General features: G+C 59.8%; 9 protein-coding genes. 6 read left to right on the forward strand and 3 right to left on the reverse strand.

Translation table 11 applies throughout. From position 1 onward, the window contains the following. Positions 1 to 5 precede the first annotated feature (5 nt). From AAAK34_RS16055 to ompA, 3 genes are all read right to left on the reverse strand, one after another. Positions 6 to 1277: a hypothetical protein gene (locus AAAK34_RS16055; protein ID WP_231694335.1), complete on the reverse strand. Its 1272-nt coding sequence runs from the start codon at positions 1275 to 1277 to the stop codon at positions 6 to 8. Further along, entirely contained in the window at positions 1268 to 1618 is a 351-nt protein-coding gene (locus AAAK34_RS16060) for a hypothetical protein (protein ID WP_231694334.1), read from the reverse strand. The genes AAAK34_RS16055 and AAAK34_RS16060 overlap by 10 nt, the downstream gene beginning before the upstream one ends. 379 nt (positions 1619 to 1997) lie before the next feature. Then, positions 1998 to 2660, reverse strand: a complete 663-nt coding sequence (ompA, locus tag AAAK34_RS16065) for an outer membrane protein OmpA (RefSeq protein ID WP_231694333.1) — start codon at positions 2658 to 2660, stop codon at positions 1998 to 2000. Between the two features lie 365 nt (positions 2661 to 3025). Between ompA and gyrA the strand changes: the two genes are divergently transcribed. The 6 genes from gyrA (at position 3026) to rpsA (ending at position 12357) form a co-directional block, all read left to right on the forward strand. Further along, on the forward strand, positions 3026 to 5698 hold the full coding sequence (gene gyrA, locus AAAK34_RS16070) for a DNA gyrase subunit A (RefSeq protein WP_231694332.1): 2673 nt from the start codon (positions 3026 to 3028) through the stop codon (positions 5696 to 5698). A gap of 3 nt (positions 5699 to 5701) precedes the next feature. Continuing rightward, a complete protein-coding gene (locus AAAK34_RS16075; RefSeq protein ID WP_231694331.1) occupies positions 5702 to 6286 on the forward strand; it encodes a DUF2059 domain-containing protein in 585 nt (194 codons plus the stop codon). 102 nt (positions 6287 to 6388) lie between these two features. Next, positions 6389 to 7495, forward strand: coding sequence for a prephenate dehydratase (pheA, locus tag AAAK34_RS16080; protein ID WP_231694330.1), 1107 nt, complete (start codon positions 6389 to 6391; stop codon positions 7493 to 7495). Continuing rightward, positions 7488 to 8366, forward strand: coding sequence for a prephenate dehydrogenase (locus AAAK34_RS16085; RefSeq protein WP_231694520.1), 879 nt, complete (start codon positions 7488 to 7490; stop codon positions 8364 to 8366). The genes pheA and AAAK34_RS16085 overlap by 8 nt, the downstream gene beginning before the upstream one ends. Positions 8367 to 8390: 24 nt before the next feature. Then, positions 8391 to 10397, forward strand: a complete 2007-nt coding sequence (locus AAAK34_RS16090) for a bifunctional 3-phosphoshikimate 1-carboxyvinyltransferase/cytidylate kinase (RefSeq protein ID WP_231694329.1) — start codon at positions 8391 to 8393, stop codon at positions 10395 to 10397. A 274-nt stretch (positions 10398 to 10671) separates the two neighbouring features. Beyond that, positions 10672 to 12357, forward strand: a complete 1686-nt coding sequence (gene rpsA / locus AAAK34_RS16095; protein WP_231694328.1) for a 30S ribosomal protein S1 — start codon at positions 10672 to 10674, stop codon at positions 12355 to 12357. Positions 12358 to 12435: the final 78 nt, after the last annotated feature.

Here is a 12435-nt window from a genome sequence, read left to right on the forward strand (position 1 = left end):
GCCGGTCATTTTCCCACGCGCAGGCCGTGCAGTCGCGCAAACCTTGCGCGCTCGCCTTCAACATCTTCACGGGTGATGCAGGCCCTGGGAGGTGCTTGGTCACGGGCGCTCCAATAGGCTCGGTATGCACTGCTCTGGTAAGGATCGGCGATCACGTAGCCGGCCTGAACAGGACAAGCGCCAGCCTCGGGGCAGTTGCGCCAAGTGGCTCCGAAGATGACTCGGCCATCGCGCGTGAGCCCCGGGAAAGCGCTGGCCAGCACACGATGGCGCTCGTGATCCAGCCGGAAAGTCTGGCCCAGGACTGGGTCGAACACGTAAACGTAGCCTACATCGCTGTAGGTCAACCAGGCGGACGTACCTTCCTTCTGAGGAAAACCAAAGACGGCTTTACCGGGAGAAAATCCCATGTCTGCTCGCAAATCACAGGGGTGCTGCTTGTCAGAGACGTCGCGCGCGAGACCGTAGACTCGCATTGAAGGCTGACCAGTTCCCGGCACCTGTGGAATGGCGGAAAACTCGGTACCGTCGACGGAAATCATGGGCAGCGCATAGACGTTGCCGTCTACGGACTGGCGATTCTGGCAGATGAACTGCATGCCCGTGCTGCCGGCAATCCGGGCAGTTCGACCGTCATCCTTCACCTCAATCGTGGTAATTTGCAGTGGACCGACGCCCTGGCTGTCTGAATCAGCGTTTTGCGGCCAACTGAGAGATCGTATGTAGATAGTGCTGCCCCGCCGGCCATCGAGCGCTTCACCAGGGTCACTGCGCGAGGGCTGTGTTCGATCAGGGTTGAAGGCCATCTCGGATGCTGCAGCATAAAAGCCCGTCATCCCGCCTTTGAACAAAGGCTGAGCACCGGTCTGCTGATTCAATACGTCGATGAAGCGATAGTGCTCTCCCGTCACGTCAACCAAATAGCGCCAAGTGCCCTGTACCGGAAAGGCTTCGTTGGAAAACGGAGTTTGATAGGCCTTGACGGTGCCCTCCCCCACAGCGGGCAACTCCATCAGACTCACCTTGCCTAGCTTGGCCCCGGAATACGACCTGAGGATGAAGCGCCCGTCGGGGCTCACGCGCTCATATGTGCCGAGGGCAGCCATGCCGTTAGCATCAGCACCAACATCGGCTGCATTCAGCGGAAGATAGGTCAAGGGTGGCACGCAGACAGCAGCCGCGTGCACACCGCTCACAAAGACCAAGGCAGCAGGCGCTGCCAGATATGCCAGAAGCCTTTGCGCGCTCCAGCGCTGCTTAAACAGGCTCAGCAACATCCAGAGCACCCCAGCTGCGCCACACGGGCACGCAAAACAGTGAGCCATGTTGCGGTGGGCATAACTCCAAGAATGGGCCACGGATGCGTTTTGCCGCAGCAGGTGACCAAGCTTGCCGGCGCATGATTGAGTGCGCCAAGTGTTGCAGCATATGTCTCATCAATCTTGGGTAATTGGATCAGTTCTGGCTGGCCGGCCGCCTGAACGGCCGCCGCCCACTCGCCATCAGGCACCCGAGGGTCGCGCAAACCAATGACAAGAAAGCCTGCACTTTCTGCCGCCGCTTTCATGCGAGGCCACTCTTTCAATGCATAGGGCATGCGCGGTGAAAGTACAGTCATGACGCTGGCGCCCGCACTTCCACCCTCCCTAGATGGTTCCGGAATGCACGCATTTTCGCTCGCATGTGCCGGAAACACTACGGCCCCCCACCCAAGAAACACGGCCAGTAGCCACATTGGCAAGACACGCATCAGATGAGATTCAGCGTCTAGTGCAGTGTTCGACTGCTATGCAGCACATAAAACCGCGTCTTTGCCGCCCTGGCGTCGTTGAAACTCCTCGCGATACCACGGGGTATCGCTGCGGTTTTCGCCTAGCCAGCACGACAAATCCATCAGTTTTCTTAAGTGCTGCGTAGCGTCGAACACTGCACTAGTCATAAAAAAAGCCCTGGGAGCATATGCCCCCAAGGCTTCTTGAAATCCGGTTAAACGGAGATCAGTTGGCGCGGGTACCGACCACTTCGATTTCCACGCGACGGTTCTTGGCGCGGCCTTCGGAAGTGCGGTTGTCAGCGACTGGTTGGGACTCGCCCTTACCTTCTGTGTAGATGCGGTTGCGCTCAATGCCTTTGGAGACCAAGTAGGCCTTCACAGATTCTGCACGACGCACCGACAGGCGCTGGTTGTAAGCGTTGGAGCCCACGGAGTCGGTGTGACCGACAGCGATGATGACTTCCAGGTTGATGCCCTTGACCTTACCAACCAGGTCGTCCAGCTTGGCGCGGCCTTCTGGCTTCAGTACGGACTTGTCGAAGTCGAAGAATGCGTCAGCAGCGTAAGTGACCTTGCTGGCAGCCACAGGAGCTGGCTTAGGAGCCGGAGCAGGCGTAGCGGCCGGAGCTGGGGCTGGAGCTGGCCTAGCAGCTGGAGCTGGAGCAGGAGCAGCAGCAGCCTTGAGCGCGCCATCGCACTCAGGGGCAGCCGTAGCTGGGGTCCAGTTGGCATCACGCCAGCACAGTTCGTTCGTGCCGTTCTTCCAGATCAGGTTGCCGTGGGCATTGCGCCAGTTATCGGAATTGATCGTCGAGCCGGCAGCGAAGGCGGAACCAGCCACGGTTGCAACAGCGAACATGATCGCTACTTTGTTCAGTTTCTTCATGGTTCTCCTCATGGGAAAAAAACCGCAGCCGGGCTGCGAAAAGTCGGACGCTTCAAGTGACCACCACCAAAAACGTTGAGACGATTGTGCCACACGTCTCCCCGCAATTTGCCCAGAAGCAGCGCCCGAAAACCCTGACAGACGCGGATTTCAGGCTATATGTTGCTTTGGAGCGACAGCCCAATGGGCCTAAAATGAATGCCTTTCGCCCACTGCCTATTAGCTAGTGCCCAGGGCGCGTCATCCATCATCCCGCGCGCTGGTCCGCCAAAGGCCTACGTGCATACAAAAGGCAGGTGCTTCTTTTCAAGAGGCGCCCAGCGAGGGATTGATTCAGAACGCGCCGCAGGCCGCTACTATTAAATATGACTTCATTCGCCAAAGAAACACTCCCTATCAGCCTGGAAGAGGAAATGCGGCGAAGCTATCTCGATTACGCGATGAGCGTGATCGTGGGCCGGGCACTGCCAGATGCGCGTGATGGCCTCAAGCCCGTGCACCGCCGAGTGCTTTTTTCCATGCACGAGGCAAATAACGTCTGGAATCGCCCTTATGTGAAATGCGCTCGTGTGGTGGGTGACGTGCTTGGTCGCTTTCACCCCCACGGCGACTCGGCCACCTATGAAGCGCTGGTGCGCATGGCCCAGGATTTCTCACTGCGCCATCCGCTTATAGATGGGCAAGGCAACTTCGGATCCGTAGATGGCGACAACGCTGCGGCTTACCGTTACACGGAGTGCCGACTGGAAAAGATTGCCTCCGAGATCTTGGCCGACATCGACAAGCAGACCGTCGACATGGTTCCAAACTATGACGGCAAGGAGCTTGAACCCACTGTTTTGCCTACACGGCTGCCCGCGCTGCTGATCAACGGCTCCGGTGGCATTGCTGTGGGCATGGCGACCAACATTCCGCCCCATAACCTCAATGAAGTGGTGGATGCCTGCCTGCACCTGCTGGCGCATTCGGAGGCCACTATCGACGAGCTGATGGAGATCATCCCTGCCCCGGACTTCCCAACCGGTGGCATCATCCATGGCATCCATGGCGTGAAGGAAGGTTACCGCACTGGGCGCGGCAGGGTGGTGATGCGCGCAAAGTGCCACTTTGAAGACATTGACAAAGGCCAGCGCCAGGCGATTGTGGTGGACGAAATCCCCTACCAGGTCAACAAGAAAACGCTGCAGGAACGCATGGCCGAGCTGGTGCACGAGAAGAAGCTCGAAGGCATCAGTCACATTCAGGATGAGTCCGACAAATCAGGCATGCGCCTGGTGATCGAACTAAAGCGCGGCGAAGTGCCCGAAGTGGTACTGAACAACCTGTACAAGCAGACGCAGCTTCAGGACACCTTCGGTATCAACATGGTGGCGCTGGTCGATGGTCAGCCCAAGCTATGCAACCTGAAGGAATTGCTGCAGGTATTTTTGCAGCACCGCCGTGAAGTGGTCACGCGGCGCACAGTGTTCGATTTGCGCAAGGCGCGCGAGCGCGGCCATGTGCTCGAAGGGCTTGCGGTAGCTCTGGGCAACATTGACGATTTCATCCGCATCATCCGCAACGCGCCCACCCCTCCGGTGGCCAAGGCCGAACTGATGTCCCGCAGCTGGGACAGCAAGCTCGTACGCGAGATGCTCACGCGCACGAGGGAAGACGGTGCAACCATCAGCGTTGACGACTACCGCCCCGAAGGACTTGACCGAGAAATGGGTCTGCAAGCCGACGGCCTGTATCGCCTCTCCGACACGCAAGCGCAGGAAATCCTGCAAATGCGCCTGCAGCGCCTCACGGGCCTGGAACAGGACAAAATCGTCGCCGAATACAAAGAAGTGATGTCAGTGATCGAGGATTTGCTCGACATTCTGGCCAAGCCCGCACGCGTGTCTGCCATCATTGGCGACGAACTCTCCGCACTGAAGTCTGAATTCGGTCAGACCAAAGAGGGCGCCCGGCGCTCCATCGTCGAATACAACGCCCAGGATCTGGCGACGGAAGATCTGATCACCCCCACCGACATGGTGGTCACACTCAGCCACTCTGGCTACATCAAGAGCCAGCCGCTTAGCGAGTACCGGGCACAGAAGCGAGGCGGCCGAGGAAAGCAAGCCACGGCAACAAAAGAAGACGACTGGATCGACCAGCTCTTTATCGCCAATACGCATGATTACATCCTGGGCTTTTCCAACCGTGGAAGGCTTTACTGGCTCAAGGTATGGGAAGTCCCTTCTGGCTCGCGCGGCTCGCGCGGGAGGCCGATTGTCAATATGTTCCCTCTGGCCGAAGGGGAAAAAATCAACGTGGTTCTGCCGCTCACCGGCGACGCGCGCAGCTTCCCCGACAACCGCTACGTATTCATGGCCACCTCCATGGGTACCGTCAAGAAAACGGCACTCTCTGAGTTCAGCAACCCACGCAAGGCCGGGATCATTGCCGTAGACCTTGATGAGGGCGACTTTCTGATCGGTGCCGCTCTCACCGACGGCGCACACGACGTGATGCTTTTCTCTGATGGCGGCAAGGCCGTGCGCTTCGAGGAAAACGACGTGCGCCCGATGGGCAGAAACGCCCGCGGGGTGCGGGGCATGCAGCTCGAAGAAACCCAGCGAGTCATTGCCATGCTTGTGGCCGAATCCGAAGCAGGCAGCGAAAATGCGGAACCATCGGCAAGAACCAGTGTCCTAACTGCGACCGAGAACGGTTACGGAAAGCGCACCAACATTACAGAGTACACACGCCACGGCCGCGGCACCAAGGGCATGATCGCGATTCAGCAAAGCGAGCGCAACGGCAAGGTTGTGGCTGCGACGCTGGTCGGCGTCGATGATGAGATCATGCTCATCACCGACAAGGGTGTTCTGGTCCGTACCCGTGTGGCTGAAATCCGCGAAATGGGCCGCGCCACCCAAGGCGTCACGCTCATCGCGCTAGACGATGGCTCTCAACTGAGCGGTTTGCAACGCATTGTTGAAAACGATGCACAGGATGCCGCAGCCGGTTCCGATACCGATGATGAATCACCAAGCAACACTCCGGAGTAAATCTTGAAAAAATCCCTGGCTCAATTTCCCCTGGCCCTCGCTGTAGCAGCAGCACTCTTCGCATCTATGCCTGCCGCAGCGCAAGGCAATGACGCCAAGCGAGCCCTCGCTCAGAAAATCTCTCAGATTCAGCATAAATCCGATGCCGCTGCCATGGCCGATCAACTGACCGCCAGCGCGGTGCAGCCTTTGATCGCTGGCTGGTCTCAGCGCCTCGATGAAAGCGTGCCGCCGGCACGTCAGAAAGAAATTCGCGACAAGCTGGACGTAGAGCTGAAGAAATTCGCCGACACCACACGCAAGGCTATTGAAGGCCAAACTGCCAAGGCAGCCGACGCCGCGCTGGTGCCGATCCTGATGGAGAAACTCTCCGAAGATGAGATGAAAACCATCATTGCCTACCTCGAGTCGCCTGCGGCCTCGAAATTCCAGGCACTGGGCTCTGACGCCACCAACGCATGGGCTCAAAAAGTCATCGACGCCACGCGTGCGCCGGTTGAAAATGCCGCGAAGGTGTTTGATACAGCAGCCAGCAAGATTGTCGGCACGCCCGCGCCCAGCACGCCCGCGAATGGCGCCAAAAAGTAAGCCTCAGCCTGATTAGTTAGCCGGTGCCGCGCAAGTGCTTGGTCACATGCGCGGCTTTGCCGTGTACGATCGGCCCAGTTTCAGCTCCCTGCCCTAAGTGACATGAACCCGACCCCCGTGCAATCCGATGCCTTGGCCCAGCTACGCGTGCAGATCGATAGTCTGGATGCGCAGCTGCTCTCCCTGCTCAACCAACGCGCCAAGGTAGCCGAAGCGGTCGGCGACCTCAAGCGCCACGAAGGCACGCCCTTTTTCCGACCCGATCGGGTAGCGCACGTCATTGCCAAGGTGCAACAGGCCAACCCGGGGCCTTTGCTCAACCAGCACATCGGCTCGATCTGGCGTGAGATCATGTCGGCCTGCTTGGCCCTGGAAGTACCCCAACGCGTGGCGGTGTTGGGGCCAGAAGGCACCTTCACGGAGCAAGCTGCGGTCGAGTTCTTTGGCAGCGCGGCCAACCTGATTCATTGCGCGACCTTCGACGAGGTGTTCCATGCCACGGCGGCGGGTACAGCACAATTCGGTGTGGTCGCAGTGGAAAACTCCACCGAGGGTGTAGTGGCTCGCACCTTCGACCTTTTCCGGCATTCGCCGGTTCATATCGTGGGCGAAGTCAGCTTACTGGTGCGCCACAATCTGCTGCGGCAAACCACTGGGCTTGAAGGCATTGAAGTCGTGATGGCTCACCCCCAGGCGCTCATGCAGTGCCAGGGCTGGCTCACCTCTCATCTGCCGAACGCTGAGCGTCGTGCGGTTTCCAGCAATGCCGAAGGTGCGCGACTGGCTGCCAGCAACCCCGCCTGGGCCGGTATCGCGAGCGAGCGGGCTGCGTCCCAGTTCGGCATGCACATCGTGACGCACGCCATTCAGGACGAGGCGTACAACCGTACACGCTTTGCGGTCATCTGCCTTCCTCAAACACTCGCCATGCCAGAGCCCACAGGCAAGGATTGCACCAGCCTCGTGGTCTCGGTACCCAACAAACCCGGCTCTGTGCATGACATGCTGACCCCGCTCAAAAAGCACGGCGTGAGCATGACGCGCTTTGAATCGCGCCCGGCCAAATCAGGTCAGTGGGAATATTATTTTTATATAGATATCGCGGGGCACCCATCGGAGCCCCACGTAACCGCGGCACTGGCCGAATTGAAGCAATTGTGCGCCTTCTACAAAGTACTTGGCGCCTACCCACTTGGCCAGGATGTTTGAACAGCTAGGTCTGATTGGCTGCGGGTTGATGGGCGGCTCGTTCGCCCTGGCACTGAAGCGCGCTGGACTGGTGCGGCGCGTCGTAGGCTACAGCAAATCCCCCTCCACCACTGAACGGGCGCGCCAACTCGGCGTGATCGACGTCGAGGCGCCATCCGCATTGCTCGCTGTATCGGGCTCGGATCTCGTGCTGCTGGCAATTCCAGTAGCCGCCACCGAATCAACGCTGAAGGCGATTCGGCATCTGGTCGGCCCGAACGTTCTCATCATGGACGTTGGCTCCACCAAGCGAGACGTGACCGACGCCGCACGCCGTGCGCTCAAGCAAGACGTTGGCGTGTTCGTGCCCTGCCATCCCGTCACAGGACGCGAGGTCTCGGGTGTCGACCATGCGGATGCTGGCCTGTATGCGGGCAAGCAAGTTGTTCTGACGCCGATCGAGCGCACCCTCACTGCTCAACTGGAGCAAGCTGAAACATTGTGGCGCGCACTGGGGTGCTCCGTAGTGCACATGTCCCCGGATACGCACGACTCGGCCTTCGCCGCCATTAGTCACCTGCCCCATCTTCTGGCCTTTGCCTTGATGAACGCCATCACGGGGCAAGACCAAGGTGCGAGCTTCCTCTCGCTGGCAGGCCCGGGTTTTCGCGATTTCAGCAGAATTGCCGCAGGCGACCCCGAAATGTGGCGTGATGTATTGATGGCCAACCGCGAAGAACTGGCTGCACAGGCAGGTCACTTTCAACGCGCTCTGGATGAATTTCAACGGTTGCTCGCCAGCGGCCAAACGGACGAGTTGCAGCGCCTGATCACGCGCGCGAGCGACGCTCGAGCCAAATGGCGAATGACTTCTGGCGCCGAAGCGCCCTAGCCTAGCAAGAGATCGCAGTAGATCGTGTTCGACACCGAGTTCCTAGATATTCCCGCCCTTGGGGCGGTCAGCGGCACCGTACGGCTGCCCGGCTCCAAGAGCATTTCCAACCGTGTTCTGTTGCTGGCCGCCCTGTGCGAAGGCCGCACCGTGGTGCACGACCTACTAGACTCAGACGACACCCGCGTCATGCTGGAGGCCTTGCGCCAGCTCGGCTGCGGAGTTGCCCAAGAAGACAGCCGCACCATCATAGAAGGCCTTGGCGGCAAAACACCCAACCGCCAGGCGGAGCTCTTCCTGGGCAACGCCGGCACCGCCATGCGCCCTCTCACTGCCGCGCTGGCTGTGCTTGGCGGAGACTATTCCTTGAGCGGGATTCCCCGCATGCACGAGCGCCCCATTGGCGACCTGGTAGATGCGCTGCGCACCCTCGGATGCCAGCTGACGTACTTAGGGCAGCCCGGTTACCCGCCGCTCCACATTGGCGAGCCCAGCCTGAAACTCGATACGCCGGTGCCCGTCCGTGGCGACGTATCAAGCCAGTTTCTCACTGCCCTGCTCATGGCCCTACCGCTCGCGGCAAACCGCCCGGGTGCTGCCGATATCGTGATTGAGGTGGTTGGCGAACTGATCTCCCGTCCATACGTGGAGATCACCCTCAAACTGATGGCGCGCTTCGGCGTCGATGTGCACCGCCAGGGCTGGTCGCGCTTTGTCATTCCCGCAGGCACCCGCTACCGATCGCCCGGCGAAATCCACGTTGAGGCCGACGCCTCCTCCGCCAGCTACTTCATAGCCCTCGGAGCCATGGCGGGAAACACCAGCGGCCAGGAATCCGGGCTGCGAATAGAGGGTGTGGGGCAAGAATCGATCCAGGGCGACATCCGCTTCGTGGAGGCCGCCATCCAGATGGGTGCGCAGGTGCGAAGTGGCCCCAACTGGCTGGAAGTTTCTCGAGGTACCTGGCCGCTCAAGGCCATCGACCTTGACTGCAACCACATACCGGATGCCGCCATGACCTTGGCTGTCATGGCCCTTTATGCCGACGGGCCGAGTCTGTTGCGCAACATCGCTAGCTGGCGCGTGAAGGAAACCGATCGCATTGCCGCCATGGCAAAGGAGCTACGCAAGCTTGGGGCCGAAGTGGAAGAGGGGCCAGATTTCATTCGGATCAACCCGCCCACTGCATGGCAGGCGGCCGTCCTGCACACGTACGACGATCACCGCATGGCCATGTGCGGCTCGCTGGCAGCACTCAACCCGGCAGGCTTGCCTGTTCGCATTGAAGACCCAAAATGCGTCGCCAAGACCTTCCCAGATTATTTTGAAGCCCTTTTCTCAGTTGCGCAGCCTTCTGCCGCGGTGCCCGTCATCTGCGTGGACGGCCCCACCGCGTCCGGGAAGGGAACCCTGGCCAGCGAACTGGCCCGACAACTGGGTTACCACTATCTCGACTCCGGTGCACTGTACCGCCTGACGGGCTTCGCAGCCCGTCGGCAAGGCTTGGAACTGGACGCTGCACACGAGACCCGTATCGCCGAGCTGGCGCGCACGCTTCCGGTTAAGTTTTCGGCAGAGCGAATCTGGTTGAGCGGCGAAGAGGTCTCCGAAGCCATTCGCACGGAGGCCGCTGGCATGGACGCCTCGGCCGTATCGGCTTTGCCCCGCGTACGCGAGGCACTGCTGAGCCTGCAGCGCGACTTTGCTCGGTTACCAGGCCTTGTGACAGACGGGCGCGACATGGGCACCGTGATCTTCCCGAACGCACCCCTCAAGGTCTACCTGACAGCCGATGCGGCAAAACGCGCGGAGCGACGCTATAAACAATTGATTTCCAAGGGAATAAGCGCTAAAATGCTGACCCTTCGCGCCGATTTGGAGGCGCGCGACGAGCAGGACAGAAACCGCTCCATCGCGCCATTGAAACCCGCGCAGGACGCATTGCTGCTAGACAACTCCCAATTGACCATTGAAGCTTCGGTCAATCAGGTACTTGAGTGGTGGCAAGAGCGGCAACCGTTTACCTCTTGAAATCCGGAACCTGACCCAGGCTGCGGATTCCAGCGGCACGGACCGCCCAACAAACGCGAGATCTACGGCGTAGCCCAATCAAGGACATACGCCCGATCAAGCGCTCTTCGGTTCCACCAAGTTGTTCTAGCGGCGCTTGCGCAGCTCTCAAGCCGGTGGTTTTTAGTAACTCTAACCGCGGTCTCCAACCGCACCCATGTCCGTAGGCAGCTTCAGCAAACGTTGGCAATTCCGCCACCGTAAGACCTGTCTCCCGGACTTCAGGAAACCTTTAATGTCTGAATCTTTTGCCGCCCTGTTCGAGGAATCCCTGCAGCGTACCGAAATGCGCCCAGGCGAAGTCATCACTGCCGAAGTGGTGCGTGTCGAACACAACTTTGTCGTCGTCAATGCTGGGCTGAAATCTGAAGCCTACATTCCAATCGACGAATTCAAGAACGACCAGGGCGAGGTCGAGGTCGAGCCAGGCGCGTTTGTTCCCGTGGCCATCGGCTCCATCGAAAACGGCTACGGCGACACCATTCTGAGCCGCGACACTGCCAAGCGTCTGGCCTCTTGGCTGGCACTTGAGCGCGCGCTCGAATCCGGCGACTTCGTCACCGGCACCACCAGCGGCAAGGTCAAAGGCGGCCTGACCGTTCTGGTCAACGGCATCCGCGCATTCCTGCCCGGTTCGCTGGTCGACACACGCCCCACCAAGGATCTGACTCCCTACGAAAACAAAACGTTGGAGTTCAAGGTTATCAAGCTCGACCGCAAGCGCAACAACGTGGTGCTTTCGCGCCGCGCAGTCGTGGAAGCCAGCATGGGCGAAGAACGCGCCAAGCTGATGGAAACGCTGAAGGAAGGCGCCATCGTGCATGGCGTGGTCAAGAACATCACAGAATACGGCGCATTCGTCGACCTGGGTGGCATTGACGGCCTGCTGCACATCACCGACATGGCTTGGCGCCGCGTACGCCACCCCTCCGAGGTGGTCACTGCCGGTCAGGAAATCAGCGCCAAGATCCTCAAGTTCGACACCGAGAAAAACCGTGTCAGCCTGGGCCTCAAGCAGATGGGCGACGACCCATGGATGGGCGTTGGCCGCCGTTATCCGCAAGGCACCCGCATGTTCGGCAAGGTCACCAACATTGCCGACTACGGTGCGTTCGTCGAGCTGGAGCCAGGTATCGAAGGCTTGGTGCACGTGTCCGAAATGGACTGGACCAACAAGAACATTGCTCCATCCAAGATCGTGTCGCTGGGTGACGAAGTCGAGATCATGGTTCTCGAGATCGACGAAGACAAGCGCCGCATCTCCCTGGGCATGAAACAATGCCGTGCCAACCCTTGGCAAGAGTTCGCTCAAAACACCAAGCGCGGCGACCGCGTCAAAGGCCCCATCAAGTCGATCACCGACTTCGGCGTGTTCGTGGGCTTGGCCGCTGGCATCGACGGCCTGGTGCACCTGTCCGACCTGTCTTGGAACGAGCCTGGCGAAGCCGCCGTGCGCAACTACAAGAAGGGCCAGGAAGTTGAAGCCATCGTGCTGGCAGTTGATGTGGATCGCGAGCGTATCAGCCTTGGCATCAAGCAGCTCGACCAAGACCCGTTCACCACTTTCGTGACAGTGAACGACAAGGGCCAGGTTGTGAGCGGCAAGGTCAAGACCGTAGATGCGCGTGGCGCCGAAATCGATCTCGGCAACGACGTCATAGGCTACCTGCGTGCCTCCGAAATCAGCCGTGATCGCGTGGAAGACGCCAGCCAAGTGCTGAAGGTCGACGACGAAGTGACGGCAGTGGTGGTCAACGTAGATCGCAAGACTCGTAACATCCAGCTGTCGGTCAAGGCCAAGGACGCCGTCGACCAGCAGGAAGCCATGCAATCGCTGAGCCAGCAAGCTTCCCGTGAGCACGCCGGCACCACCAGCCTGGGCGCACTGCTGCGTGCCAAGCTGGACTCCAGCGACAAGTAAGCAGGCCCACCCCGGAGGCGCTTGAAGGCGCCTCCCCCTGTCGGGGCGGCGCATCCAGTGGACAGGCAATGCCTGTTC

The organism is Ottowia caeni (assembly GCF_050821495.1).
GTDB classification, from domain to species: Bacteria; Pseudomonadota; Gammaproteobacteria; order Burkholderiales; family Burkholderiaceae_C; genus Ottowia; species Ottowia caeni.